This window comes from Brevundimonas sp. SORGH_AS_0993, from assembly GCF_030818545.1.
In the GTDB taxonomy this organism is placed as follows: domain Bacteria; phylum Pseudomonadota; class Alphaproteobacteria; order Caulobacterales; family Caulobacteraceae; genus Brevundimonas.
Genome location: NZ_JAUTAH010000001.1, coordinates 134,054 through 158,391, shown reverse-complemented (window position 1 = coordinate 158,391; position 24,338 = coordinate 134,054). Strand labels below are relative to the sequence as shown.

At 68.6% G+C, this 24,338-nt stretch carries 27 protein-coding genes and 3 pseudogenes; 13 read left to right on the top strand and 17 right to left on the bottom strand.

Going from position 1 to position 24,338, the window contains the following annotated elements; all coding sequences use genetic code 11:
- Positions 1–138: 138 nt before the first annotated feature.
- On the top strand, positions 139–1,701 hold the full coding sequence (locus QE389_RS00850) for a murein L,D-transpeptidase (RefSeq protein WP_307363743.1): 1,563 nt from the start codon (positions 139–141) through the stop codon (positions 1,699–1,701).
- Positions 1,702–1,745: 44 nt separating this feature from the next.
- Here the strand turns inward: QE389_RS00850 and QE389_RS00845 are convergent, their stop codons facing one another.
- On the bottom strand, positions 1,746–2,255 hold the full coding sequence (locus QE389_RS00845) for a DUF1465 family protein (RefSeq protein WP_307363741.1): 510 nt from the start codon (positions 2,253–2,255) through the stop codon (positions 1,746–1,748).
- Positions 2,256–2,351: 96 nt separating this feature from the next.
- On the bottom strand, positions 2,352–2,555 hold the full coding sequence (locus QE389_RS00840) for a DUF1192 domain-containing protein (RefSeq protein ID WP_307363739.1): 204 nt from the start codon (positions 2,553–2,555) through the stop codon (positions 2,352–2,354).
- Between the two features lie 102 nt (positions 2,556–2,657).
- On the opposite strand from QE389_RS00840, the gene QE389_RS00835 reads away from it, so the two are divergent.
- Entirely contained in the window at positions 2,658–3,629 is a 972-nt protein-coding gene (locus QE389_RS00835; RefSeq protein ID WP_307363737.1) for an NAD(P)H-quinone oxidoreductase, read from the top strand.
- Here the strand turns inward: QE389_RS00835 and QE389_RS00830 are convergent, their stop codons facing one another.
- On the bottom strand, positions 3,630–4,271 hold the full coding sequence (locus tag QE389_RS00830; RefSeq protein ID WP_307363736.1) for a beta/gamma crystallin-related protein: 642 nt from the start codon (positions 4,269–4,271) through the stop codon (positions 3,630–3,632).
- Positions 4,272–4,492: 221 nt separating this feature from the next.
- On the opposite strand from QE389_RS00830, the gene QE389_RS00825 reads away from it, so the two are divergent.
- Positions 4,493–5,155 carry a DUF1013 domain-containing protein gene (locus QE389_RS00825; RefSeq protein WP_307363734.1) on the top strand — a complete coding sequence of 221 codons (663 nt, stop codon included), beginning with the start codon at positions 4,493–4,495 and terminating at the stop codon, positions 5,153–5,155.
- Positions 5,156–5,236: 81 nt separating this feature from the next.
- Here QE389_RS00825 and QE389_RS00820 read toward each other — a convergent pair whose 3' ends face one another.
- Positions 5,237–5,410, bottom strand: a complete 174-nt coding sequence (locus QE389_RS00820; RefSeq protein ID WP_307363732.1) for a YdcH family protein — start codon at positions 5,408–5,410, stop codon at positions 5,237–5,239.
- 116 nt (positions 5,411–5,526) lie between these two features.
- Here QE389_RS00820 and QE389_RS00815 point away from each other — a divergent pair, with 116 nt between their 5' ends.
- From QE389_RS00815 to QE389_RS00785, 7 genes are all read left to right on the top strand, one after another.
- Complete coding sequence (locus QE389_RS00815; protein ID WP_307363730.1) at positions 5,527–6,126, top strand: UbiX family flavin prenyltransferase; 600 nt, start codon at positions 5,527–5,529, stop codon at positions 6,124–6,126.
- Positions 6,123–6,587, top strand: coding sequence for a TIGR02444 family protein (locus QE389_RS00810; RefSeq protein ID WP_307363728.1), 465 nt, complete (start codon positions 6,123–6,125; stop codon positions 6,585–6,587). Before QE389_RS00815 ends, QE389_RS00810 begins: the two co-directional genes overlap by 4 nt.
- 36 nt (positions 6,588–6,623) lie before the next feature.
- A complete protein-coding gene (locus tag QE389_RS00805; RefSeq protein WP_307363726.1) occupies positions 6,624–6,848 on the top strand; it encodes a YdcH family protein in 225 nt (74 codons plus the stop codon).
- 154 nt (positions 6,849–7,002) lie between these two features.
- A complete protein-coding gene (locus QE389_RS00800; protein ID WP_307363724.1) occupies positions 7,003–7,635 on the top strand; it encodes a M23 family metallopeptidase in 633 nt (210 codons plus the stop codon).
- Positions 7,636–7,703: 68 nt separating this feature from the next.
- A complete protein-coding gene (locus QE389_RS00795; protein ID WP_307363722.1) occupies positions 7,704–9,590 on the top strand; it encodes a CocE/NonD family hydrolase in 1,887 nt (628 codons plus the stop codon).
- Positions 9,591–9,648: 58 nt separating this feature from the next.
- Positions 9,649–10,596 (top strand): ABC transporter ATP-binding protein, encoded by a 948-nt coding sequence (locus tag QE389_RS00790; protein WP_307363720.1) that lies wholly within the window; start codon positions 9,649–9,651, stop codon positions 10,594–10,596.
- Positions 10,593–11,954, top strand: coding sequence for an ABC transporter permease (locus tag QE389_RS00785; protein ID WP_307363718.1), 1,362 nt, complete (start codon positions 10,593–10,595; stop codon positions 11,952–11,954). Before QE389_RS00790 ends, QE389_RS00785 begins: the two co-directional genes overlap by 4 nt.
- A gap of 229 nt (positions 11,955–12,183) precedes the next feature.
- On the opposite strand, the gene rpsU is transcribed toward QE389_RS00785, so the two are convergent.
- Positions 12,184–12,426: a 30S ribosomal protein S21 gene (rpsU, locus tag QE389_RS00780; RefSeq protein ID WP_087120183.1), complete on the bottom strand. Its 243-nt coding sequence runs from the start codon at positions 12,424–12,426 to the stop codon at positions 12,184–12,186.
- 200 nt (positions 12,427–12,626) lie between these two features.
- On the opposite strand from rpsU, the gene QE389_RS00775 reads away from it, so the two are divergent.
- Positions 12,627–13,274 carry a COQ9 family protein gene (locus QE389_RS00775; RefSeq protein ID WP_307363715.1) on the top strand — a complete coding sequence of 216 codons (648 nt, stop codon included), beginning with the start codon at positions 12,627–12,629 and terminating at the stop codon, positions 13,272–13,274.
- A 58-nt stretch (positions 13,275–13,332) separates the two neighbouring features.
- Here QE389_RS00775 and QE389_RS00770 read toward each other — a convergent pair whose 3' ends face one another.
- Positions 13,333–14,415 (bottom strand): 5-(carboxyamino)imidazole ribonucleotide synthase, encoded by a 1,083-nt coding sequence (locus QE389_RS00770; protein WP_307363713.1) that lies wholly within the window; start codon positions 14,413–14,415, stop codon positions 13,333–13,335.
- Positions 14,416–14,907 carry a 5-(carboxyamino)imidazole ribonucleotide mutase gene (gene purE / locus QE389_RS00765; RefSeq protein ID WP_307363711.1) on the bottom strand — a complete coding sequence of 164 codons (492 nt, stop codon included), beginning with the start codon at positions 14,905–14,907 and terminating at the stop codon, positions 14,416–14,418. It lies immediately after the preceding gene.
- 343 nt (positions 14,908–15,250) lie between these two features.
- Between purE and QE389_RS00760 the strand changes: the two genes are divergently transcribed.
- Positions 15,251–15,661, top strand: a complete 411-nt coding sequence (locus QE389_RS00760) for a GGDEF domain-containing protein (RefSeq protein ID WP_307368845.1) — start codon at positions 15,251–15,253, stop codon at positions 15,659–15,661.
- Positions 15,662–15,948: 287 nt separating this feature from the next.
- Here the strand turns inward: QE389_RS00760 and QE389_RS00755 are convergent.
- The 6 genes and pseudogenes from QE389_RS00755 to QE389_RS00735 form a co-directional block, all read right to left on the bottom strand.
- Positions 15,949–16,842 (bottom strand): annotated as a pseudogene (locus QE389_RS00755) (autotransporter domain-containing protein); the annotation flags it as partial.
- Between the two features lie 130 nt (positions 16,843–16,972).
- Positions 16,973–17,494 (bottom strand): annotated as a pseudogene (locus QE389_RS00750) (SGNH/GDSL hydrolase family protein); the annotation flags it as partial.
- A 112-nt stretch (positions 17,495–17,606) separates the two neighbouring features.
- Positions 17,607–18,836 (bottom strand): phosphoglycerate dehydrogenase, encoded by a 1,230-nt coding sequence (gene serA, locus QE389_RS14605; RefSeq protein WP_373458327.1) that lies wholly within the window; start codon positions 18,834–18,836, stop codon positions 17,607–17,609.
- Between the two features lie 135 nt (positions 18,837–18,971).
- Positions 18,972–19,499, bottom strand: a pseudogene (locus tag QE389_RS14600) (HAD-IB family phosphatase); the annotation flags it as partial.
- A gap of 121 nt (positions 19,500–19,620) precedes the next feature.
- Positions 19,621–19,941, bottom strand: a complete 321-nt coding sequence (locus QE389_RS00740) for a hypothetical protein (RefSeq protein ID WP_307363707.1) — start codon at positions 19,939–19,941, stop codon at positions 19,621–19,623.
- A complete protein-coding gene (locus QE389_RS00735; RefSeq protein ID WP_307363705.1) occupies positions 19,841–20,140 on the bottom strand; it encodes a hypothetical protein in 300 nt (99 codons plus the stop codon). Before QE389_RS00735 ends, QE389_RS00740 begins: the two co-directional genes overlap by 101 nt.
- A gap of 196 nt (positions 20,141–20,336) precedes the next feature.
- Between QE389_RS00735 and QE389_RS00730 the strand changes: the two genes are divergently transcribed.
- Positions 20,337–21,260 carry an Hsp33 family molecular chaperone gene (locus QE389_RS00730; RefSeq protein WP_307363703.1) on the top strand — a complete coding sequence of 308 codons (924 nt, stop codon included), beginning with the start codon at positions 20,337–20,339 and terminating at the stop codon, positions 21,258–21,260.
- On the opposite strand, the gene QE389_RS00725 is transcribed toward QE389_RS00730, so the two are convergent.
- From QE389_RS00725 to pstB, 4 genes are all read right to left on the bottom strand, one after another.
- Positions 21,257–21,871, bottom strand: coding sequence for a glutathione S-transferase family protein (locus QE389_RS00725; protein WP_307363700.1), 615 nt, complete (start codon positions 21,869–21,871; stop codon positions 21,257–21,259). The genes QE389_RS00730 and QE389_RS00725 overlap by 4 nt on opposite strands.
- Before the next feature lie 110 nt (positions 21,872–21,981).
- Positions 21,982–22,674, bottom strand: a complete 693-nt coding sequence (phoB, locus tag QE389_RS00720) for a phosphate regulon transcriptional regulator PhoB (protein WP_307363698.1) — start codon at positions 22,672–22,674, stop codon at positions 21,982–21,984.
- A 20-nt stretch (positions 22,675–22,694) separates the two neighbouring features.
- Positions 22,695–23,420 carry a phosphate signaling complex protein PhoU gene (gene phoU / locus QE389_RS00715; RefSeq protein WP_307363697.1) on the bottom strand — a complete coding sequence of 242 codons (726 nt, stop codon included), beginning with the start codon at positions 23,418–23,420 and terminating at the stop codon, positions 22,695–22,697.
- Positions 23,420–24,289 (bottom strand): phosphate ABC transporter ATP-binding protein PstB, encoded by an 870-nt coding sequence (pstB, locus tag QE389_RS00710; RefSeq protein WP_373458326.1) that lies wholly within the window; start codon positions 24,287–24,289, stop codon positions 23,420–23,422. Before pstB ends, phoU begins: the two co-directional genes overlap by 1 nt.
- Positions 24,290–24,338 lie beyond the last annotated feature (49 nt).

Sequence of the window (24,338 nt, the reverse complement as noted above, 5' to 3'; positions counted from 1 at the left end):
CTGGTCACGAAGAGCGTCGGTCGAAAGGCCGGCGCTTTTTGTTTGTCCGGAACGTCGATAACATCGGCGGCGTTCGGGGTATGACAAGACAAAGGGCGACGATCCCAGGGATCGCGCCGATCGAGAAGCGGACGAGTTATGAATAGACGGGAATTGGGTCTGGGCGTCGCCACGGCGGCCGTGACCCTGGGCTCCACGGCGCGCGCGCAACAGGTCTTCGTGCAGCGCGGCCCTGCGGCGACCGCCTTCTACAACAGCTTCAACGATCAGATTTCGCGCCTGGCGGAAACCCTGCAGGCCGATGTGCGCGCCTTCTACGAGATGAACGGCTGGCGGCCGGTGTGGAACGCCGACCGCGTCCGGGCGCTGAACGCCGTCTCGGCGCGAGCCGACCGTCACGGCCTGTCGGGCGCGGACTATTTCGACTTCGTCGGCCTGGCGGCCGATCCGGCCAGCGCGGACCTGCGGACCACGGCGGCGGCCCTGGCCTATGCGCGCGTCCTGGCCGAGGGCAAGGTGCGGCCCGAGACGGTCGAAGACCTGTGGGAGATGCAGAAGAACCGCGTGGACTTGCCGCGCGGTCTGACCGACGCCCTGGCCGGCGCCGGCCTCTTGGACTGGTTCGAAGGTCTGGCGCCCACCGACATCGGCTATCAGAACCTGTCGGCCGGCTATGTCCGCTATCGCCGCCTGGCGGCCGGCGGCGGCTGGCCCCGCTTCGTCCCCGGCGCGACGATCGAGCCGAACATGAGCGACCGGCGCATCCCGATCATCATCGACCGGCTGGTGGCGGAAGGCGACCTGAGCGCGGCCGACGGGGCGCGGTTGAAGGCGCAGGGCCTGACCTACGGCCCCGAACTGCAACGCGCGGTTCAGGGCTTCCAGGTGCGTCACGGCCTGGGGGCCGACGGTCGGATCGGGACGGGAACGCAGCGGTCGCTGTCGGCCTCGGCCGAGGATCGGGCGCGCCAGATCGCCCTGAACCTGGAACGCCGCCGCTGGCTGAAGCGCGACTTGGCCCCCGAGCGGATCGAGGTGAACACCGCCGCCGCCATCATGGTCTATTGGAAGGACGGCAAGCCGGTCCACTCCAACCGCGTGGTGGTCGGCTCGGTCGAGAACCAGACGCCAAGCCTGGAGAAGCCCTTCGCCTCCGTCGTGGCCAATCCGCCCTGGTATGTGCCCGCCGGCATCGCGCGTCGGGAAATCCTGCCCAAGGGGCCGGGCTATCTGGCCGCCAACGACATGTATGTGAAGGACGGCATGGTCGTCCAACGCGCCGGCCCGCGCTCGGCCCTGGGCTATGTGAAGTTCGAGCTGCGCGACAGCTACGCCATCTTCCTGCACGACACCCCGTCCAAGGCGGCCTTCAACCTGTCCATGCGCCAGCGCAGCCACGGCTGCGTGCGGGTGCAGAACGCGGTGGACTTCGCCCGGCTGCTGCTGTCGCCCGACCCTGCCAAACTGGCCCAATTCGACACGGCCCAGGACACGCGCGACACCACCCGCGTCACCACCGGACGGGAGATCAATGTGCGGCTGCTGTACTGGACGACGTTCGTGGACGGACAGGGCCGGGTGGCGTTCCGCGAGGACGTCTATGGCCGCGACGACAAGCTGGCCCAGGCCCTGGGCATCGGCGTGAACCTGCCCAAGCCCGTGGACGACGGCCGCCGCGACGCGAACGACGTCGGGCCGTAAGGGATCGGTTCGCCCCTCCCCCTCTGGCGGGAGGGCGTCCGTCCTCAGTTGCGGAAGGCGGCCTCCAGCAGACCCAGTTGGTTCAGGACCGGGTTCACCGGCGTCTCGTCCTGGGCGTCCAGATACATGCGCCGATCCAGATGCAGGGCGCGGTCGAACAGTTTTTCCGACCGGACCAGATATTCGACCAGGGCGATGGGAAGTTCGGCGTGGCTGGGCCGGTCCTCGATCTGGCGGTCGCTCAGCCGGTAGCGCGGCTCGCACGCCGAGGCGGCGCTCATGTCCCCTTCCCGCACCGCGCGCTGGACCAGAAGCCAGGAAGCGATCTGCATCAGCCGGGTCGTCAGCTTCATGCTTTCGGCGGCATAGGCCAGGGCGGCGGCGCGCGACAGCAGCTTGGAATCCCGGCGCCCCTCGCCGTCCAGATAGGCGGCCGTCTCCTCGACCAGTTCCATGCCTTCGCGGAAGGTGCGGTCGAACAACTCCGACCGGGCGAAGTCGTTGACGGTGCGCATGCGGTCCGCGACGGCCGGGGTCGTTTCAGACAGGGTCATGAGAAGTATGGGCGTCCGTACTGCGATCGGCCGCCGAAGCCGCCTGTCGCTTGAAATCTGCAATCGTCATGCCACGGAACACGTGCTGGCGCGAGATCAGGAGCCGAAGTTGAACAGGGCGTCGGCGGCGTTTTTCTTGGAGCGTTTGGCTTCGATGGCGGCGCGGGCGCGCGCGATCTCGGCCTCCAGGGCGGATATGCGCTGCTCCAGATCCTCGATGGAATAGACGTCCAGGTCTTCGCGCGACAGGGCGCGGAGGGGTTCGCCACGTTGCGGGCGGGGTTCGATATCTTCGAACATCGTCGTCGCCTTTCTGCGCACTCGTGCCAATACCAGTCGTGCCAATACGGGCCGTCGTCCCTATTTCACGCCTGGACACTGACGAATGCAAGCGGAGGCCCCATGCGGGTGATCGAGATCGAGAACGGATCAGGCCCGGCGGAGGCGCTGAAACCGGCGGAACGACCCGAGCCGAAGCCCAGCGCGGGCCAGGTGACGATCCGCGTGCGGGCGGCCGGCGTGAACCGCCCCGACCTGCTGCAACGGAACGGCGTCTATCCCCCGCCGCCCGGGGCGTCGGACATCCTGGGGCTGGAAGTCTCCGGCGAGATCGCGGCGGTGGGGGCGGACGTGACGCGCTGGCGCGTCGGCGACCGGGTCTGCGCCCTCTTGGGCGGGGGCGGATACGCCGAGACGGCGCTGGTCGACGCCCGCCACGTCCTGCCCATCCCCGACGGTCTGGACTATGTCCAGGCGGCGGCCCTGCCCGAGACGGTCTTCACCGTCTTCGCCAATGTGTTCGAGGCGGGCGCCCTGAAGGCGGGCCAGACCCTGCTGATCCATGGCGCGACCAGCGGCATCGGCGTCACGGCCATCCAGATGGCCAAGGCGGCGGGCGCGCGGGTCATCGCCACCTCGCGCGGGGCGGACAAGGCGGCGGCGGCCAGAGCTCTGGGCGCGGACGTCAGCCTGGACGCCCGGATCGACGACCTGGCGGCGAAGATCGCCGAGGCGGGCGGGGCCGACGTGGTTCTGGACATGGTGGGGCGCGACTATGCCGAGTTGAACCTGAAGGCCCTGAAGCCCGGCGGTCGCTGGGTCGTGATCGCCAGCCTGACCGGATCGCTGGTCGAGATCGATCTGATGCGGATCATGCTGAAGCGGCTGGTCCTGACCGGATCGACGCTGCGCAGCCGGCCGGCGGACGAAAAGGCGCGGCTGACGGCCGCCGTGGAGGCGACCGCCTGGCCGTGGGCGGCGTCAGGGGCGGTCAGGCCGCCGGTCCAGGCGACCTTTCCCCTGGACCGGGCCGCCGACGCGCACCGCGCGCTGGAAGCGGGCGATCACGTCGGCAAGATCGTGCTGACCGTCTGATCAGTAGCGGCCGACCGGACGCAGCGACGAGATGCTGCGCGAGAAGGCGCCGTCCAGACGGCGCACGTCGCCGTCGATCACGCGGCAGCGGCCCCGGAACTGGGCGTCGGTGCAGACCTCCCACCGGCCTTCTACCCGGACCGAGACGACGCGGTCGTTGAAGGGGGTGCGGCCCAGGTTGCGGTCTTCCGAGGTGAATTCCCGCGAGGAGCCTCGGAAATTGGGCTGGTCATAGACGGTGATGGAGGGCTGGCGCCATCCGCCGCCAGGGCCGCCGCCAGGGCCGCCCCAGCCCGGTCCGCCCCAGCCGGGCCCTCCATTGCCCGGTCCTCCATTGCCTGGCCCCCAGCCGCCGCCCGGACGACCGGGCCGGTCGCTGTCTTCGTAGTCGCCCCGGAAACGACCGCAGACCAAGAGGCCGTTATCGTTGTTGATCTCTTCGTCGCCGCAGCGCGCCACTTCGATCGACGTGCCGCGCATCCGACCCCGCATGTCGCGGCAGTCGGCATAGAGCCGGCCGCGGTTTACAAACGCCTCGGAGCACGACTGGGCGTAGCCCCCACGCGGAGCGACCCGTTGCGGCCCGTAATCCTGGCCCGAGGCCATCGCGGCGGCCAGGGCCGCGCCAAGCAGAATGGACATAGTGGTTCTCCTCTCCCGATTCCGAAAAAGCTTCGTTGCCGCGAAGGTTGCGTCAGGGCGGATGAACCGTTGCTGTATGGGATTGTCGGGCGACGTTTTCTTTTGCCGCGAATAAGCCTATAGACGAGGTCTCGCGCCCGGCCGAAAGGTCGGGCGCCGTCGTTTTCAACGCTGGCCGAGCCTCTGTCTCGGCGGCCTCATAACACCGGGACGAACGCCCCATGAGCGACATTCTGATGCCCAAGGCCACTGCGGTCTGGCTGGTCGACAACACCTCTCTCAGCTTCGAGCAGATCGCCGACTTCTGCGGCCTGCACCCGCTGGAAGTGCGCGGCATCGCCGACGGCGACGTGGCCCGCGACATTCGCGGCGTCGATCCCGTCACGGGCGGCCAGCTGACCCGCGAAGAGCTGGACAAGGCCCAGGCCGACGAAAACTATCGCATGAAGGCCATCGTCAGCCGTCACGCCGAACTGCTGAAGTCGGCCAAGCCGGCGCCGAAATACACGCCCGTCTCGCGTCGGCAGGACCGCCCGGACGCCATCGCCTGGTTCGTGCGCAACCACCCGGAAGTGACGGACGCCCAGATCGCCAAACTGCTGGGCACGACGAAGTCGACCATCGAGAGCGTGCGCAACCGCACCCACTGGAACAGCGCCAACATCAAGCCGGTCGATCCCGTGACCCTGGGCCTGGTCGGCCAGCTGGTGCTGGACGAAGTGGTCAAGAAGGCCGCCGAGAAGAAGGCCAAGGACGACGCCAAGAACGGCGGCGGCACCCTGCAGCCCGTCGTGGAAGAGGCCGAACCCGAGTTCGTCCCCGAGGAACGCGCGCGTCCGGGCGCCGAGCCCACGGCGGAATCCGTCTTCGGCAAGCGCGACTGATCGCGCGGACCCGATCCGAACGAAAACGGCCCCGGAGAGCGATCTCCGGGGCCGTCGTCATTTCAGGAAGGGGCGACGCGGTTAGGTCGCGCGCGCCTCCAGAGTGGAAATCTCTTCCTTGAGCCGAAGCTTCTTCTGCTTCAGTTCCCTGACCTGCAACGTGTCCACGGACGGACGGGTAAGCTCCTTCTGGATCGTCTGATCCAGCATCCGATGACGATTACCCAGTTCGCGAATACGAGCCTCGATGGTCATGGCTTGCGCCTCCTCAGGTTAGGGACCAGTAGAGTGAGCGCCCGGTTCGACGGCCTGTGGAATCACATTCCGGTGACAGACCGCCGCGCCGGACGGGATGGAGGCTGGCCTCAAAAATGGACAATCCTGTGAACGGAGCCGTACAGCCGCCGCCCGCCCGGATCGTGGTCGGAATTTCAGGGGCTTCGGGCGCGATCTATGGCGCACGGGTGCTGGATGCGCTGAACGACTTGGGCGTCGAAAGCCATCTGGTGGTCACGAAAGCCGCCCTGCTCACATTGTCGCAGGAGACCGATCTGACGGCCGAAGACCTGACGGCCAAGGCGTCGGTGGCGCACAAACTGGCCGATGTGGGGGCGGCCATCGCGTCGGGCTCGTTCCGGACGCTCGGCATGATCGTGGCGCCCTGTTCGGTGCGGACGATGAGCGAGATCGCCAGCGGCGTGACCTCCACCCTGCTGACCCGCGCCGCCGATGTCGTGCTGAAGGAACGCCGGCCGCTGGTTCTCATGGTGCGCGAGACGCCGTTCCACCTGGGCCATCTGCGGACCATGACGGCCCTGGCCGAGATGGGGGCGATCATCGCCCCGCCCCTGCCCGCCTTCTATGCGCGGCCCGCTTCCATCGACGCCATGGTCGATCAGTCGGTCGGCCGGGCCCTGGACCTGTTCGGCCTGAACTGGGGCGCGGTGAAGCGCTGGGACGGGCTGAAGTGAGGTTGTGGGACTGGGCCGTCGCGGCCTATGGCGCGCCCGAGGTCAGCGAGGCGTGCCTGGCCCTGCAGGACAGCCACGAACAGAACGCGCCCCTGTTGCTGTGGTCGGCCTGGATCGCGGCGACCGGGCGGCGACCGGACGCGGAAACGATAGAGGCCGCCTGCGACACCGCCCGCGCCTGGGACGGGGTGGTCGTCGCGCCGTTGAGGGCCATCCGCCGCACCTTGAAGGCGCCGATCCCCGACATCGACGACGGCCCGCGCGAGGCGGTGCGCAACCGCGTCAAGGGGCTGGAGCTGGAGGCTGAACGCCATCTGCTGGAGGCGCTGGAGGCCCTGGCGCCGCCGCCGGCCGGATCGCCGCGCCCGACGCTGGACGCCCTGGTCGCCACGGCGCGGATCTGGGCGCCGGTGACACCGCGTCCGGCGCTGATCCGCCTGGCCGACGCCCTTCCGGCCTGAGGCGGTCGTGGCTATAACCTTGTCGGGGATCGCATCATGAACGACGACATTCCGGACATCACCGAAGAGGAGGCCGCGCTTCATGACCGCGTCCGCCTGCTGCGCCAGGAACACGCCGATCTGGACGCCTCCATCGAGGCCCTGAACCAGGCCGCCATTCCCAACCAGCTGCTGATCGCCCGGCTGAAGCGCAAGAAGCTGGCGCTGAAGGACGAGATCGTGAAGATCGAAGACCGCATCCTGCCCGACATCATCGCCTGAACGACCGCCCGAAAGCCTCCGCACCGGCGCCCCGCCAGGGTCCAAAAGTCGCCCCACCCGCCTGACATAAGCCCGGCCTCGCCGGGGCTAGACGTCGTTCTGATGTCGCCCGCCCCACTTCTCCCTCGCGTAGAGACGCCGGAGACGCCGCCGAATGCGACGCCTGCTGATCGACGCGCCGATGGCGCGTTGCAAGACCCTGTCGATCCACTTGGGCCAGACGTTGGGCCTGAGCGCCCTGGCCCTGTTCGTCGCCGCCTTCGCCCCCGGCGTGACGACGCCCGCGCCCAGGGCGTCGCTCGCAGCGCCTGTCGCCCCGCCGCTGCAGGCCAGGGCCGAGGCCGCCGGCCCCGTGATGCGCCAGATCGTCTTCACCGCGCCGGTGAAGGGTTACGCCGTCAACTCCGACTTCGGTCTGCGCAAACTGGCCGTCGAGGCCAAGGCCCGAGCGCACAAGGGGGTGGATATCGCTGCGCCGATGGGCACGTCGGTCTTCACCACCGCCGAGGGACAGGTGCTGCGGACCGGATTCGACCCTGATGGCTATGGCGCCTTCATCGAGGTGGCGCATCCGAACGGCATGACCACCCTCTATGGCCACCTCAGCCGCGTGGACGTGGCGCGCGGCGATGCCGTGACGTCCGGCCAGCGGCTCGGCCTGGTCGGCTCCACCGGCTATTCGACCGGCCCGCACCTGCATTTCGAGGTGCGCCGCAACGGCGCCCAGATCAACCCAGCCAGGGTGATGGATCGTCCTTTCCAGATCGCGGTGAAGCCCCAGGGCTGAGGCCGCCCCGCTTGCACCGAGGAGACCGATCGGCCTAACCTCGCCTCGCCTTTGGGAGGGGCTTGAAGATGAACCGTTTCGTCGCCGCCGTGGTCGCGAGCATTCTGGCGGTGTCGCCGATGGCGGCCGAGGCCCAGGACTATGGCCGCTATAGCGACGCCGCCGCGCAGAGCGAACTGTCGCGCATCGCCGACGTCGATATCGGGGTGATGGTCCCAATGCGCGACGGGATCGGCCTGGCCACCAACGTCTATCGCCCCAAGAACGCTACTGCGCCCCTGCCTACGGTCTTCGTGCGGACGCCCTACAACGAGCTGGCCAACAACGCCCGCACGACGCGCACGGCCCTGACCTGGGTCAACCGTGGCTACGCCTTCGTCATCGAAAACGAGCGCGGGCGCTACTTCTCGGGCGGCGACTATCAGATTCTGGGCTATCCGCAGACCGACGGCTACGACGCTCTGACCTGGATCGCGGCGCAGCCCTGGTCGAACGGCAAGGTCGGGACGCTGGGCTGTTCGTCGTCCGCAGAATGGCAGCTGGCCCTGGCGGCGCAGAATCACCCCGCCCACGCCGCCATGGTTCCCCAGGCGGCCGGCGCCGGCATCGGCAAGGTCGGACGCTTCCAGGAACAGGGCAACTGGTACACAGGCGGCGTGCCACGCAGCCTGTTCTTCGTCTGGCTGTACGGCGTGGACAATCCGCTGCGCGCCCAAATTCCGACCGACATCGACCAGAAGACCCGCGCGCGGCTGTTCCTCTACAACGACCTGGACGCCAAGAAGCCCGAGGTGAACTGGCCCAGCCAGATCCGCCACCTGCCCGTCGATCAGATGCTGGCGGACCTGGGCGAGCCGCCCGCGACCTTCGAGCAGTTGATCGACCGCACGCCCGCCGATCCGGCCTGGCGTCAGGGCGGCCTCTATCACGACGACATGGGCTGGGGCGTGCCGTCGCTGTGGTTCAACAGCTGGTACGACGTGTCCATCGGTCCGAACATGGAGCTGTTCAACCACGCCAGAACGACGGCCCAGGACCGCGAGGCGGCCGAGAACCAGTATGTGGTGGTGGGGCCGAACAACCACTGCGCCTTTGCGGGCTTTAAGGCGGGCTTCCGCTCGGGCGACCGCGACCTGGGCGACGCCAGTTTCGACAGCGACGCCCTGGTTCACGCCTGGTTCGACCGCTGGCTGAAGGGCGAACGCCGCGCCTTCCCGGACAGCACGCCCCACGTCCAGTACTTCAACATGGGCGAGAACGCCTGGCGCACCGCCGCCCAATGGCCGCCGGCCGGCGTGCAGACGGTGCGGATGTATCTGCGCTCGGGCGGGGCGGCCAACAGCCTGAACGGCGATGGACGGCTGAGCCTGGAAGCGCCGCCGCCCGGCGAAACGGCCGATCGCTATCGCTACGATCCCATGAACCCGGTCCAGACCATCGGCGGGGGCGACTGCTGCAACGGAGGGCTGGTCACGGCCGGAGCCTTCGACCAGCGGCCCATCGAAGCGCGCGACGATGTGCTGGTCTATACGTCCGAGCCGCTGAACCAGCCGATGCAGGTCACGGGCTTCATCGACGCAGTTTTGAAGGTGTCGTCCTCGGCGCCGGACACGGACTTCGCGGTCAAGCTGGTGGACGTTGCGCCGGACGGAACGGCCTATATCCTGGGCGACACCATCATGCGGGCGCGATACCGCGATGGCTATGATCGGCCTACCTCGTTGACGCCCGGCCAGGTGGCGACGGTGCAGCCTACGCCGATGACCATCAGCAACACGTTTTTGCCCGGCCACCGCATCCGGATCGAAGTAAGCAGCTCCAACTTCCCCAAGTTCGTGCGCAACCTGAACACCGGCGGTCCGAACGAGAGCGAGCGTGAAGGCCGAGTCGCCGACAACGCCATTCACCACGCCGGGTCCGACGCCTCCTATATCGATCTGCCCGTGCTCAAGTAGGCTCTGGCATAGAGCGCGGCGTCGCCATAGGCTGGCCTTCAAAACACTGGGGGGCGGCATGGCGGCGGCGTTGACGCTGGAAGACGTAAGCAAGCGATATGGCGATTTCGACGCCGTGCGCGATCTGAGTTTTCAGGTCGGCAAGGGGTCGATCTGCGGCTTTCTGGGGCCGAACGGCGCGGGCAAGACCTCGACGCTGCGGATGATCCTGGGGCTGCAGCCGGCGACGGCGGGGCGGATCGAGATTCTGGGCGCGCCCGACGGCCGGATGGTGCGCGACCGGATCGGCTTCCTGCCCGAGGAGCGGGGCCTCTACAAGAAGATGACCCCGGTGGAGGCCATCGCCTTCTTCGGCGCCCTGAAGGGCCTGCCGACCGCCGAGGGCAAGACGCGCGCGCGCCAGATGCTGGAGCAGCAGGGCCTGGGCGCCGCGCAGAACAAGAAGATGAAGGAGCTGTCCAAGGGGATGGCGCAGAAGGTGCAATTGATCGCCTCGGTCGTACATCGGCCCGAGTTCGTGATTTTGGACGAGCCCTTCTCCGGCCTGGACCCCGTCAATCAGCAGGGGCTGGAGGCCATGATCCGGGGGCTGGCGGCGGATGGGGCGACGGTGCTGTTCTCCACCCACGTCATGCAGCACGCCGAGCGGCTGTGCGACCGGGTCGTGCTGCTGGCGCGCGGGCGAAAGGCGTTCGAGGGAACGGTGGACCAGGCCAAGGCCACCGCGCCGCGCTTTCTGGACCTGGAGGGCGACATCACGACCCAGGCGGCGGCGGCCCTGCCCGGCGTGGCCGGGGTGGAGGTGATCGCCGAACCGGGCGCGCCCCGACGACTGAAGATCGCCCTGTCGCCGGGCGCGGGCGGGCAGGAGGCGCTGAAGGCGGCCTTCCTGGGCGGGCTGGACGTGCGCGGCTTCGCCCTGAAGGAGCCGACGCTGCACGACGCCTTCATCGGCCTGACCGGCGACCGACCGGATCAGCCCGCGGTCAAGGAGACGGCCCAATGAAACGCATCCTTCTGATCGCGCGGCGTGAATATGTCGCCTACGCCAAGACGGTGGGCTTCTGGTTGTCGCTGCTGGCCTTTCCGCTGTTCGCGGTGCTGGGCGGGGGGATTCCGCTGCTGCTGCGCTCGTCCGAGCCGGTGAAGACCGTCGCCCTGATCGAGGAAGGCCCCCAGGCTACGGGTCTGGCCGCCCAGGTCCGCGAGGCCCTGCAGGAAGACGCCGAAAAACGCAGCGCAAAGTTGAAGGAGATCGCCGGCGCGGGTCAGACCGCCGCCGGACACGCCGCCGCCGCCCTGGATTCGCCGCGCATCCGGCTGGTTCCCGCCCCGGCCGCCGTCGCGGAGGCCGCGCCCGGCGCCGCGCGCGATGCGGCCCTGCGCGCCGTGCTGGACCGCGAGGCGGCCAAGGACAAACGGCTGGACGCCGTGGTCTTTCTGAGCCGCGACGACGGCAAGCCCCAGGCCCAGGTCTGGACCCGCCGGGCCACCGACAGCGAAGTGCGCGACTTCGTGCGCGGCGCCCTGCGCGACGGCTATCGCGACCAGGCCCTGACGGCCGCCGGGGTCGCCCCGGCCTTGGTGGCGCAGATTCAGGACTTCCGACCAGAGGTGAAAGCCTTCTCGCCCAATGCGGCCAGCGGAGGCGAGGTATCGCTGCGTGACCGGCTGCCGACCTTCATCGGCCTGGGGGCGGGCTTCCTTCTGTGGTCGCTGGTGATCACCGGAGCGTCCATCCTGCTGAACAGCGTGATGGAGGAGAAGTCGAACCGAATCCTGGAGGTGCTGCTGTCCTCGGCCTCAGCGACCGAGTTGCTGACGGGTAAGGTGCTGGGGGTGGCGTTGCTGACCCTGACGGTGATGGGGGTGTGGGGCGGGATCGGGGCGTTCGGCCTGGTGTCGGCCGCACCCCAGGTGGCGGCCCAGGCGGGCCAGGTGCTGCTGCACGGCGGGCTGATGTTCTATTTCGTCGCCTATATGGTCGGCGGATACCTGATGTATGCGGTGCTGTTCGCGGCCATCGGGGCCTTCTGCGAAACGCCGCGCGACGCCCAGACCCTGATGGGGCCGATCATGATGGTGCTGGTCGTGCCGATCCTGGTCATGCAGATGGCCCTGACCAGTCCCGACGCGCCGGTGGTGCGGATCCTGTCGTGGATTCCCTTCTTCACCCCGTTCCTGATGAGCGCGCGAGCGCCCAGCGATCCGCCGCTGATCGAGGTCGTCCTGACGCTGATCGGGATGTTCGCCATGGCCGCCCTGATGGTCTGGATCGCCGGCCGCGCCTTCCGCGCCGGCGCCCTGTCGGACGTGAAGCTGAGCTGGAAGAGCTTCGGACGGGCCGTGACGGGGCGGGGGTAAGCCGGCTTCTCCTTCCTGTCGTGCAGCGATGGGGAGGTGGCGCGGCGCTTCCTGCGCCGTGACGAAGGGGCCCTGCGTCCTGACGAGATCAGCGCAGCTTCGACCGCCCCTCCACCACGCTGCGCGCGGTCCCCCTCCCCGCTTTGCAAGGAGGAAAAGAAAAAGGCCGCCTCCGAACGGAGGCGGCCTTTGATCTATCGGCTTTCGCCAATCCCTTGCGGGAGGGGTCTTAACGGCCGCCGGGGACGCGCGGCTTGGGCGCGGGCAGCAGCCCTTCGCGCTGGGCGCGCTTGCGGGCCAGCTTGCGGGCGCGACGGACGGCTTCGGCCTTTTGACGGGCGCGCTTTTCCGACGGCTTTTCGTAATGCACGTGGCGCTTCATTTCACGGAAGCTGCCTTCGCGCTGCATCTTCTTCTTGAGGGCCTTCAGCGCTTGGTCGACGTTGTTGTCGCGGACGAAAATCTGAACCAGGTTAAACTCTCCTTTGGCCGCCCGCCGCGTCCTTTCGAAGGGAGACGGGCAGACAAATAAAATCCTCTCCCGAAAGCAGGGCTCTCGGATGAAGGCGCGCTGATACACGACCCGCCCCCATGTGTCCAGATCGCGCGACCAGATCGTCCGACCATTCTTGCAGGCTCGAAACCCCGGCGCGACGGGCGTATGGTGGCGCCATGACACAGACCCCCGACTGGGCCGAACGCACCGAACAGGCCGTGCTGGACGCCGCCCTCGCCCGCGCGCCCGCCCTGGGCTGGAACGCCCGTCTGGTGCGCGAGGCCAGTGAAGCCTGCGGCCTGTCGCTGGGGGACGAGGAGCTGCTGCTGCCCAATGGCGCGCGCGATCTGGCCGCCCTGTTGTCGCGCCGGCACGATGCGCGGGCGCTGGAAGCCCTCGGCGCCGTCGATCCCGCCAGCCTGAAGATTCGCGAGCGAATCGCCCGCGCCGTGTCCGAGCGGATGGAGGCGGGCGCCGCCGACCTGGAGGCTGCGCGCCGCTGCGCCGCCTTCCTGGCCCTGCCCGTCAACGCCGATCTGGGGCTGAAGCTGGCGTGGGACAGCGCCGACCACCTGTGGCGCTGGGCCGGGGACGAGGCGACCGACTGGAACCACTATTCGAAGCGGACCATCCTGTCGGGCATACTGATCCCCGCCCTGACCCTGCGCTGGTTCGACGGGCGCAGGGCGGCGGAAGACTTCGTCGCCCGCCGGATCGAAAACGTCATGGCCTTCGAGAAATGGAAGGCCGGCAAGGATTTCGACGCGCCGCTGCGCAAGATGACGGATGTGTTGAGCCGCGTGCGGTATGGGGCGCGGGCATAGCGCCCTATTCTCCGTCATCCTCTGGCTTGATCCGAGGATGACGGCGGGCGGGGCTTGGTTAGACCGAACCCAGCACCCGGTTCACATGGGCCATCTTGCGGCCGGGACGGGCCTCGGCCTTGCCGTAGAGGTGCAGGCGTTCGTCGGCCTGGGCGGACAGGACGCGCCACTGGTCGATCTCGTCGCCTAGCAGGTTGGTCATTTCGATGCGGGCGCAGGCGGTCGTGGGTCCCAGGGGCCAGCCCGTCACGGCGCGGATATGCTGTTCGAACTGGTCGCAGATGCAGCCGTCCTGGGTCCAGTGGCCGGTGTTGTGGACGCGCGGGGCGATCTCGTTGACCAGAAGCACGTCGTCGCCGAGGTCGAAGAGTTCGACGCCCAGGACGCCGACATAATCCAGCCCGTCCAGGATCGCCTCGGCTATGGCGCGGGCGCGAACCTGCGTTTTTTCGTCCACGGCGGCGGGGGCCAGGGTGGTGCGCAGGACGCCGCCCTCGTGCCGGTTCTCGCCCAGCGGATAGACCGTCATATGACCGTCCCAGTCGCGGGCGGCGATGACCGACAGTTCGCGCACGAAGGTCGCCTTGGCCTCAAGGATAGCGGCGCGGCCGCCCAGGCTTTCCAGGGCGGCGGGCGCGTCCTCGACGGCGTGGATCCAGACCTGGCCCTTGCCGTCATAGCCTTCGCGGCGGGTCTTCAGGAGGGCGGGCAGGCCCAGTTCCGTCAGGCCGACGACCAGATCGTCCAGAGTGTCGACGACGGCGAAGGCGACCGTCGGGGCGCCGACGGCGTTCAGGAAGGTCTTTTCGTCCACCCGGTCCTGCGACACGCGCAGCGCCGTGGGGCCTGGCGCGACCAGGGCTCCGGCGTCGGCCAGACGCTCGATGGAGGCGGCCGGGACATTTTCGAACTCGAACGTCACGACGTCGGCGGCGCGGCCCAGGGCGGTCAGGGCGTCGGGGTCGTCATAGGCGGCGACGATCTGATGGGCCGAGACCCGGCCGGCGGGGCTGTCGCGCTCGGGGTCCAGGACGACCACGTCGAAACCCAGGCGCGAGGCGGCCTGGCTGAGCATCCGGCCCAGTTGGCCGCCGCCGAGAATGCCGAGGGTGGAACCGGGGGAAAGCGGAAGCTGGGGCACTCAGTCCTCGACGGTTTCGGCGACGGATTCGGTCTGGGCGGCGCGGAAATCGGCCAGGCGCCGGGCCAGGCCGTCATCCGACAAGGCCAGGATCTGCGCGGCCAGGATGCCGGCGTTGGCGGCGCCCGCCTCCCCGATCGCCAGGGTGGCGACCGGCACTCCGGCGGGCATCTGGACGATGGACAACAGGCTGTCCATGCCCTTCAGCGCCTTGGACTGGACCGGCACGCCCAGCACCGGCAGTTCGGTCATGGAGGCGGCCATGCCCGGCAGATGGGCGGCGCCCCCGGCCCCGGCGATGATCACCTTGTATCCGGCGGCCCTGGCGCCCGTGGCGAACTGGACCAGGCGCTGGGGCGTGCGGTGGGCGCTGACGACCTTGGCCTGCCAGGCCACGCCCAGCTGATCCAGACGATCGGCGGCCAGCTTCATCGTCGGCCAGTCCGAACGGCTGCCCATGATGATCGCCACCGGCGTTGCGGAAGTCGCCATATCCGTCGGGCCCCTTGCGGAAAGGGGCCGGTTACAGCACCGACGCTGCGCCCGCAACCGGACAGGCGCGCGATGACCCGCAGAGCGGCGGTTTCCGGCCCAGACCGCCCTTCTAAGTGGGAGATTCACGCTCTACCATCGCTCAATCGCGCGCGGAGTGAGTCGCGCGCCATCGGAGCCTGCCTGCGCCGTGACCGACGTGGCCGAACACGACCTGACCGCCGAGATCGCACGGCTCCGCGCCGAACTGGACGCCTGGAAGGCCCGCGCCGCCGCCGCCGAGGCCGCCGCCGATCACGATGTCCTGACCCCGGCCCTCAATCGACGCGGCTTCGTGGCCGCCATGCAGCGGACCATGGCCTATTGCCAGCGGCACGATGTGCCGGCGGTCCTGCTGTATCTGGACATGGACGGGTTCAAGGGGGTCAACGACCGTCTGGGCCACGCCGCCGGCGACGCGGCCCTGGTGACGGTGGCCCGCCTGTTGCTGACGCATCTGCGCGAGTCCGACGCTGTCGGCCGGATGGGCGGGGACGAGTTCGCCCTGCTGATGCTGAACGCCGGGCTGGAGGAAGGCCGCGCCAAGGCGCGCCAGTTGTCCGAGGCCCTGGCCTCCGAAGGGTTCGTCTGGGAAGGCGAACGCGCGCCGCTGGGCGGATCGTTCGGGGTGCGCGCCTGGGACGGCCACACCGATCCCGAAATCTGGCTGACCGAGGCGGACGCCGCCATGTGGGTGCGGAAGAAGGGGCGCTGAAAGCCCCCTTCCCCGCCCGTCTTCCTTACAGCGGCAGACGTAGCTGGACGCCGCCCATGTGGCTGTCGGCGTGGTCGCCGAAACGGCCGCGATAGCCGATGGTGATCTGGACCGGCCCCACGTCGCCCTCGACCCCGGCCGAGGCCAGAATCTGACCGCCGAACGGATCGTCGACCTCGCGCGACAGGACCTGGGCCGGGTTGTTGTAGATGCCGACGCGGACCGGGATCGGAACTGTCGTCCAGGGCGTCGCGATAGCCGCCCTCGGCGAACAGGTTGAAACCGCCCATCTCGGCCTCGGCGCGAAGCGACACCTCGCCGGTCAGGGCCTTCACCGTGCGGTCGCCGTACTGGTACTGGGCCGCGACGCCCTGTTCGACATAGCCGTCCACGTCGCTGGCGACATAAGCCAGGGCCGCGCGGGGCGACAGGGCGAAGCCGCCCCAGTCGAACCACATCCCGCCCTGCAGGCGCGCGCCTGTGCTGAGGGCGCGGGTCTCGGCCGTGTGGACGATCGGCGCCAGGCTGGTGATGCGTTCGATGTCGTCGACATTGTCACGCGCCACGCCGGCGGCCGCATTGACGAAGACGTCGCCCGAGCGCCACCCGCCATAGACGTCCAGGCCGAAGCTTTCGACGTTGAAGTTCAGGTTGCGGCTCTGCACGTCGGTCTTCCTCGCCGTGCCGGCCAGGCCGAAGCGCCAGTTGGCCGAGGGTCCGGCCTCCAGCGCGATGCGGGCGCCCCAGCCGTCGCTGGACGAAGAGGTCACGGGGCCGCGCGCATCGGTGTCGACGCTGTCGACCAGGGCCGCCGTGGTCACGGACACGCCCGCTTCCCACGGCGTGCGGCCCGACAGGGCCTCGGCCGCCGCGTCCAGCCCGTCCTCGCGGTGACGATAGGTCGTCTCGCCCTGCAGCGCCGTCTGGGCGCCCAGGTCGCCGTAATAGAGGTAGTCGTTGGCCAGTTGAGCGATGATCCGATGACCGGCCGCCGTGGGGTGAACGCCGTCGAAGTAGAAATAGCTGTCCGGATTGCTGCACACGGTCGCGCCGTTGAAGCAGGGCTGGGTGATGTTGGTCACGCCGAAGGCGCCGGGATTGGCGGCCAGGGTGTCGCCGACCTTGAACAGGTCCATCAGGACGATGTTGGCGCCCGGACGCGCCGCGGCGGTGGCGACCAGATTGGTCTGCAGCGCCGTGTTGAAGGTCGTGGCGGAATAGTCGGCCCAGAGGCGCAGCGGCCGTGCCTCGGAACTGAGGCGTCAGGCTGAGCTTGGGCAGGTTGGAGACCAGGATGGTCCCCGCCCCCGCGCCCGCCACCGTGTTGACCAGGCCGTTGACGTTGGCCGCCGCCGCCGTGACCACCGGGGTCATGGCCGCGACCGGGCTGGCCGAGGCGCCGGCCGTCGGCAGGGCCTGAAAGATGTCGTTGGCGCCGCCCAGGACCGTGACCAGATCGCCCGGGCCGAACCGGCCGCCGGCGGCGGTGTAGCGCGAAAGCTGGTTCAGCATGCCGAACGGCACGCCGGCCGAGGCGTCGGTGCGCGAACCGCCGAAGGCGTAGTTGATGCTGCCGCCGACGGAGCCATTGAAGTTGGCGGGGTTGAAGCCCAGCAGCTCGGTCCACACGCGCCCGCTGGAGAATCGGCCCTGGTAATAGGGCGGCGATGGCGGCTGTGTTCCGCCCGAGATCAGATACAGATTGCCGTTGTCGCTGAGGCTGTCGCCAAAGACGACCAGGCGGTTGTAGGTCTGGGCCGAGGCCGAGCCTGCGAAGGCGCAGGCGGCCAGAGCCAGGGCGGCGACGGCGCCGCCGGTGAGAAAGCGTGACATGGATCCTCCCAAGGCCGTCGTGCATCGCGGCCGTTACGCGGAGGATGCGCCAGTTGACGCAGAGCGCAAGATGCCTCTGCGTCAGCTTACGGAAGAAAAACGCGACCGTGATCTAATGCAGGGTGCGGAACTTCAGCGTGCCGGGCACGGCGCGCAGGGTGCGAAGCGCTTCGGGGTCGTAGTCGCGGTCCACGTCGGTGATGACATAGCCGGTGCGCTCGTCCGTCTTCAGGTGCTGGCCCAGGATGTTCAGGCCCGCCGCCGCCAGCGCCCGGTTCAGTTCGGCCAGGACGCCGGGCTGGTTCCGGTGGATGTGCAGGATGCGGTGCGCGCCGGACACCTCGGCCAACTGGACGTTCGGCAGGTTGACGCTGAAGGTGGTGTCGCCCCGGTTCAGATAGCCCAGCAGGCGCTCGGCCGCGAACTCGGCGATGGCTTCCTGCGCCTCTTCGGTCGAACCGCCGATATGGGGCGTCAGGATCATGTTCTTCAGCCCCTGAAGCGGGCTTTCGAACGGGTCTGAGTTGGTGCGCGGCTCTTCGGGGAAAACGTCCACGGCGGCGCCGGCGACGCGGCCCGAGCCCAGGGCCTGGGCCAAGGCGCCGATATCGACGATATGGCCGCGCGACAGGTTCAGGAAAAGGGCCCCTTCCTTCATCCGGGAGAACTGGGCCGAGCCGAAGATCGCGGTGTTCTCCTTGCGGCCGTCCACATGCAGGGTGACGACGTCGCTTTCGCCCAGAAGCGCGTCCAGCGAGCGCATCCGCCGGGCGTTGCCCAGGGCCAGCCGTTCCGACAGGTCATAGAACAGAACCCGCATGCCCAGGTTTTCGGCCAGGACGGACAACTGGCTGCCGATCGCGCCGTATCCGACGATGCCCAGGGTCTTGCCCCGCAACTCCTTGGAGCCCGTCGCCGACTTGTTCCACTGGCCCCGATGCATGGCCGCCGACTTGTCGACCACGTCGCGCATCAGGACGATCATCAGGCCGACCGCCAGTTCGACCACCGAACGGGTGTTGGAATAGGGGGCGTTGAACACCGCCACCCCGTGGTCGGAGGCGGCCTCCAGGTCGATCTGGTTGGTGCCGATGCAGAAGGCGGCGACGGCCATCAGCTTGTCCGCCTCTTCCAGCACCCGGCGCGTCACCGTGGTCTTGGAGCGGATGCCCAGGACATGAACGCCCTTGATGGCGGCGATCAGATCGTCTTCGTCCAGCGCGCCCTTCTGCGTTTCGACGGAATAGCCCGCCTCCTCCAGCCTTTCGACGGCGGCCGGGTGGATGTTCTCCAGAAGCAGCATCTTCATGCGGCTGCGTGGGAAGGACCACCGGCCGACCAGGCCCTCGGCGTGCAGAACTTCGTCCAGGGAAGCGGCCTCGGCGTCGGCGACCTGCACCACCCGGTCGCGGCGGACCACCTCCGTGAAGGCGTAGAAGGCGTCGGCGGCGCCGGCCAGCTTGACCTCGGCGTCGTTCCAGCCGTCGCCGACCATGACGATCCGGCCCGACAGGTTCAGGCCGTGAATCACGGCGGGCTTTCCGTCCGCTTCGGACAAGGGATTGGCGCCGTTCACGCCGATGACGCGACCTTCGGCGTCATAGGCCAGGTCGTTGCACAGGACATGGTCGGGGGCGACGCCCAGAAGTTCGGCCACCGGCGCGATCACCTCGCGGAAACCGCCGGACAGGATGAAGACCCGCCCCTTGTTCTGCTGGAAGAAGGCCAGGTTGCGCCGGAAGGACGGGGTCAGCCGGTCCGGCGCCGTTTCAGCCAAGGCCGCCACATGGTCGCGCGTCAGGGGCAGCAGGGCCAGCCGGCGACGCAAGGCTTCGCCAAAGGCGATCTCTCCGCCCATGGCCTGATCGGTCAGGGTCGCGATCTGGGTGCGGATGGCCTCGGCCTCGGTCGTTCCCGCCAAGGCGATGTCGGCTAGGGCTTCCAGGGTTTCGAAATCCACCAGGGTCGAATCGAAGTCGAAGATCAGGGTCGGGCGCGCGCTCATGGCCCGCGTCTTAGCGGCCTTCGCAGACACAGCAAAGCCGGGTTGTGACCAAACCCGGCTTCGCCTTGATCGAACCATGCCGCCCAACGCGCCATTCGGTCGGCGGGCGGCAAGAAAATTGTCAGAAGCGCGCGATGCGGCGGATCTGGCTGTCGGGACGGCGGGTCTCCAGAACCGCCGCGCCGACGACGGCGGCCAGGGCCGCGACGGCCAGGAGCGCCCCGCCCTCGCGTTGGTGATCGCGCGCATAATCCAGGGCGTCGTCGGCGTAATGGCGGGCGGTCTCGCCGCCGCGCTTGGCGGCCTTCCTGGTGGTCTTGCGGGCGCTGCGGAACAGGTCGTCAGCCCAGTCGCCGGCGCGGCCGCGCGCGTCGTCGGTGAGACGGGCGCGCGCGGTCGCCGAAATCCTCGGCCCGGCTGCGGAAGGCGTCGACCGCGTCATGCAGGCGACCGCGCAGATCGGCCGCATCCACCCAGGCGCGCGGGTCCATGCGACGCTTGATCCGCTGATAACGGGTGGGGCCGGTCCGCTGGGCCAGGTACAGTACAGCCGCCGCGCCGAGAACGAGCGCCGCCAGGCCGCCCGCCGTGACGCCGGGGTGTTTGCGGATTTCTTCAATCGGGTCGATGTCGCGGATCATCGGCTGAACCTTTTCGTCGTGGACGTTAGCGAGCGCGGAGCGGCGGCTCCGCTTGTCGGACAAAGAGCGAACCGCACCGTAATCGGTTCCGCCGCTGCGGCGAAGCTTTCGCACAGCCGCCCCTGCCCCTTATCAAGCGCGGTCCGGGCGCCTAAATAGCCGCGATCCCGAAATGACGAACGCCAAGGACCCCGCCGTGACCGATCACGCGCCCGCCTCTCCGATTTCCGACGACCTGGCCGCCGCCTTCCAGATCGACGGCTGGCCCGTGCGCGGTCGCCTGGTGCGGCTGGGCGGCGCCATCGACACCATCCTGGCGGCCCATGCCTATCCCGAGCCGGTCGCCGCCCTGCTGGGCGAGGCCTGCGCGCTGGCGGCCCTGATCGGGTCCAGCCTGAAGTTCGACGGCCGGCTGCTGGTCCAGGCCCAGGGCGACGGGGCGGTGCGCTATGTCGTGGCCGACTATGGCACGGACGGGACGCTGCGCGGCTATTGCCGCTATGACGAGGCCGAGTTGGCGGCGGCGTCTCAAGGCTTCGCACGGCCGGGCGCGCGGACCCTGCTGGGCAAGGGGGTCTTCGTCATGACCCTGGATCGCGGGCCGGACTTCGAACGGACGCAAGGCATCACCCCCATCGAGGGCGAGAGCCTGTCGCTGTGCGCCGAACATTACTTCCAGCAGTCCGAGCAGGTGCCGACCAAGGTGCGCTTGGCCGTGGGCGAGGTTCAGACCGAGGCCGGTTCCCAATGGCGGGCCGGCGGGGCGATGATCCAGATCATCGCCGGCGACGAGACGCGCGGATCGACCGAGGAGGTGTGGGACCGCACCCGCGCCCTGTTCGGCACCCTGGCCGACGACGAATTGATCGACCCGACGATCTCGCCCGAGACCCTGCTGTTCCGCCTGTTCCACGAGGACGGCGTGCGTCTGGAAGGGGCGCGCCCCCTGACCGCGATCTGCCGCTGCTCCAAGGACCGGATCGCCGGCATGCTGGCCGCCTTCGATCCGGCCGAACGGGCGGACATGGTTGAGGACGACGGCGCCATCCGCGTCACCTGCGAATACTGCGCCAAGGTCTATGAAGTGACGCCCGACGAGGTCGTGGCGGCCCAGATCTAGGCCGGTTCCGTCGCCCGCCAGCAGTCCAGCGCCTGGACCTGTCGGAACCAGCGTTGGAGATTGGCCAGATCGGACACGGGAAATCTCGCCCGCGACTGATCCGCCAGGGGCGCGGCGACAGCGAGGTCCGCCAGCGACAGATCCGCGCCGATCCACGTGCGCCCTTCCAGATGGCGATCCAGAACGGCTGCAGCGGCGCCCAGCAGGGCTTCGCCACGGGCGACCTGGACGGCGTCGGCGGGTCCCATGCCGCCCAGCGCCTTGATCGAATTTTCCCAGTTCAACAGGCTGCAGCCCGGCATGAAGTCCTGGCCGCACCAAAACAGCCAGCGACCGATGTCTGCCCGCCCCTGCGGATCGGCCGGCCACAGCGACTGACCGGGCGTCATATCCGCCAGATACTGCATGATGGCGTAGGATTCCCACAGCACGAAGCCGTTGTCGTCCAGCACCGGCACGCGGTGATTGGGATTCATCGCCAGAAAGGCGGGGGCGTTCTGTTCGTCGCGGAACAGATCGACCACGACAAGGTCCAGGTCGATCCCGAGATGGTGCGCCGCCAGAGTAACGCGACGGCTGCAGGTGGAAAGCGGGTGATAGTAGAGGCGCATTGCGGGCGGTCCTTGCGGTTGACGCCCCTCTCTCTCACGCCATGCTGACAAAAACCGTCAGCATCCTTCACGCTTAATTCGGGCTGCGCGAGGCGCGCCGACAGCAGGGATCAGCCCTCCAGATCCAGCGAATAGCCGGCCGAGCGGACGGTGCGGATGGGGTTGGCGGCGTCGTCGCCGATGGACAGGGCCTTGCGCAGGCGGCCGACATGGACGTCCACCGTGCGGGCCTCGACATAGACGTCCGAGCCCCAGACGGCGTCCAGCAGCTGCTCGCGGCTGAACACCCGGCCCGGATGCTGCATGAAGTGGTCCAGCAGGCGGAACTCGGTCGGCCCCAGGTGGACCTCCTTGCCGTTGCGCTTCACCCGATGGGAGACACGGTCCACGACGATGTCGCCGTGGTTCAGCCGGTCGTCGGCCAGACCCGGACGGATGCGGCGCAGCACCGCACGGATGCGGGCGATCAGTTCGACCATCGAGAAGGGCTTGGTCAGATAATCGTCGGCGCCGGTGTCCAGGCCGCGGACCCGGTCGCTCTCCTCGCCGCGCGCGGTCAGCATGATGACCGGCAAATTGCGCGTCTCGGCCTTGCCGCGGATGCGGCGGCAGACCTCGATGCCCGACAGCTTGGGCAGCATCCAGTCCAGCAGGACCAGATCAGGCAAGCGCTCATCGATCTGGAGCATGCCTTCCTCGCCGTCGGATGCGACGGCGACGTCATAGCCTTCCTTTTCGAGATTGTACTGAAGAAGGGTCGCCAGCGCGTCCTCGTCTTCCATCACAAGGATATAGGGCTGCACGTCGGGTCTCCGGTCTCGGGTCAGTGCGTGGGAAGGTTAGGCGTCGGATCGGAATCCGCGGCCGTGGGCTGGGCGCGGGGGCGTTCGCCCACGATCTCGTCGCCCGTGATCTCGTAGTGGACGGTCTCGGCGATATTGGTCGCGTGGTCGCCGATCCGCTCCAGGTTCTTGGCCATGAACAACAGATGGGTGCAGGCGCCGATCATGCGCGGATCGCCCATCATGTAGGTCAGCAGCTCGCGGAACAGAGCGTTATAATGCTCGTCCACCTCGTCGTCGGTCTGCCAGACGGCCACGGCCCGGTCGACCTCGGACGCCGTATAGGCGTCCAGCACGTCGCGCAGGCGGGTGGAGACCAGCTTGCCCATACGCTCGATGGAGCGGGTCAGGGGCTGCATGGGCTCGCTCTCGGCCAGGATCAGGGCGCGCTTGGCGATGTTCTTGGCCAGGTCGCCGGTGCGTTCCAGATCGGTGGCGATCTTCATGGCCCCCAGGGTGCGGCGCAGGTCGCTGGCGACCGGCTGACGCAGGGCGATCAGGCGGATGGCCTTCTTCTCGATGTCCCGGTGCAGGGCGTCGAGTTTCAGGTCGCGCTCGACCACCGCGCGCGCCAGGGCGATGTCGCGGCGGGCGACGGAATCGACGGCGTCGGCGACCTGGGCCTCGGCCAGGCCGCCCATGCGGGCGACCTCGGCCGTGATCTGGTTCAGTTCGTCGCCATAGGCCTTGACCGTGTGCTGGTTCATTAGCCGAAGCGTCCCGTGATGTAGTCCAGGGTGCGCCGCTCGCGCGGGTTCTGGAAGATGTCTTCCGTGTCCCCCGTCTCGATCAGGCGGCCCATGTGGAAGAAGGCGGTGCGTTGCGACACCCGTGCGGCCTGGGCCATCGAGTGGGTGACGATGACGATGCAGAACCGCTCGCGCAGTTCGTCGATCAGTTCCTCGATCCGCGCCGTGGCGATGGGGTCCAGGGCCGAGCAGGGCTCGTCCATCAGGATGACCTCGGGGTTCACGGCGATGGCGCGGGCGATGACAAGGCGCTGCTGTTGCCCGCCCGAAAGACCCATCGCCGAGGATTGAAGACGATCGGCGACCTCTTCCCACAGACCGGCGCGTTTCAGGGCGCTTTCGACCACCCCGTCCATCTCGGACTTGGAAGACACCAGGCCGTGGATCTTGGGACCGTAGGCGACGTTCTCGTAGATCGACTTGGGGAAGGGGTTGGGGCGCTGGAACACCATGCCGACGCGCGCCCGCAGCAGGACCGGGTCGATGGAGCGGTCGTTGATGTCCTCGCCGTCCATAGCGATCCGGCCGGCGACACGGGCCCCGGCGATGGTGTCGTTCATGCGGTTCATCGTCCGCAGGAAGGTCGACTTGCCGCAACCCGATGGGCCGATGAAGGCGGTGACGGTCTTGTCCGGAATGTCGATCGAGACGTCGTAGAGCGCCTGCTTGTCGCCGTAGAAGACCGAGACGTCGCGGGCGGCGATCTTGATCGGCCCGGCGGGCGGAGTGTCGACCACGGCGGGGCCGGTCGCGGGAGCGGCGTCTTCCAGACGCGGTTCGCGCGCAGACGCGGCGCCTGTGACGTCAGGCAGGACCTGACCGCCCATGCGGGGCGCCTGGGTCGGATCGGCGGAACCGGCGCCCGACTGGTCGTCG

Coding starts and splice junctions, on each gene's coding strand:
- QE389_RS00830 (WP_307363736.1), bottom strand. CDS start 4,271: ATGTCCATTCTGCTTGGCGCGGCCCTGGCCGCCGCGATGGCCTCGGGC.
- QE389_RS00800 (WP_307363724.1), top strand. CDS start 7,003: ATGCGACGCCTGCTGATCGACGCGCCGATGGCGCGTTGCAAGACCCTG.
- QE389_RS00740 (WP_307363707.1), bottom strand. CDS start 19,941: ATGACGCGGTCGACGCCTTCCGCAGCCGGGCCGAGGATTTCGGCGACC.
- QE389_RS00795 (WP_307363722.1), top strand. CDS start 7,704: ATGAACCGTTTCGTCGCCGCCGTGGTCGCGAGCATTCTGGCGGTGTCG.
- QE389_RS00735 (WP_307363705.1), bottom strand. CDS start 20,140: ATGATCCGCGACATCGACCCGATTGAAGAAATCCGCAAACACCCCGGC.
- QE389_RS00760 (WP_307368845.1), top strand. CDS start 15,251: ATGCAGCGGACCATGGCCTATTGCCAGCGGCACGATGTGCCGGCGGTC.
- QE389_RS00775 (WP_307363715.1), top strand. CDS start 12,627: ATGACACAGACCCCCGACTGGGCCGAACGCACCGAACAGGCCGTGCTG.
- pstB (WP_373458326.1), bottom strand. CDS start 24,289: ATGGGCGGTCAGGTCCTGCCTGACGTCACAGGCGCCGCGTCTGCGCGC.
- QE389_RS00785 (WP_307363718.1), top strand. CDS start 10,593: ATGAAACGCATCCTTCTGATCGCGCGGCGTGAATATGTCGCCTACGCC.
- purE (WP_307363711.1), bottom strand. CDS start 14,907: ATGGCGACTTCCGCAACGCCGGTGGCGATCATCATGGGCAGCCGTTCG.
- QE389_RS00805 (WP_307363726.1), top strand. CDS start 6,624: ATGAACGACGACATTCCGGACATCACCGAAGAGGAGGCCGCGCTTCAT.
- QE389_RS00840 (WP_307363739.1), bottom strand. CDS start 2,555: ATGTTCGAAGATATCGAACCCCGCCCGCAACGTGGCGAACCCCTCCGC.
- QE389_RS00725 (WP_307363700.1), bottom strand. CDS start 21,871: ATGCGCCTCTACTATCACCCGCTTTCCACCTGCAGCCGTCGCGTTACT.
- QE389_RS00820 (WP_307363732.1), bottom strand. CDS start 5,410: ATGACCATCGAGGCTCGTATTCGCGAACTGGGTAATCGTCATCGGATG.
- QE389_RS00850 (WP_307363743.1), top strand. CDS start 139: ATGAATAGACGGGAATTGGGTCTGGGCGTCGCCACGGCGGCCGTGACC.
- QE389_RS00835 (WP_307363737.1), top strand. CDS start 2,658: ATGCGGGTGATCGAGATCGAGAACGGATCAGGCCCGGCGGAGGCGCTG.
- QE389_RS00790 (WP_307363720.1), top strand. CDS start 9,649: ATGGCGGCGGCGTTGACGCTGGAAGACGTAAGCAAGCGATATGGCGAT.
- QE389_RS00845 (WP_307363741.1), bottom strand. CDS start 2,255: ATGACCCTGTCTGAAACGACCCCGGCCGTCGCGGACCGCATGCGCACC.
- QE389_RS00815 (WP_307363730.1), top strand. CDS start 5,527: ATGGACAATCCTGTGAACGGAGCCGTACAGCCGCCGCCCGCCCGGATC.
- phoU (WP_307363697.1), bottom strand. CDS start 23,420: ATGAACCAGCACACGGTCAAGGCCTATGGCGACGAACTGAACCAGATC.
- QE389_RS00825 (WP_307363734.1), top strand. CDS start 4,493: ATGAGCGACATTCTGATGCCCAAGGCCACTGCGGTCTGGCTGGTCGAC.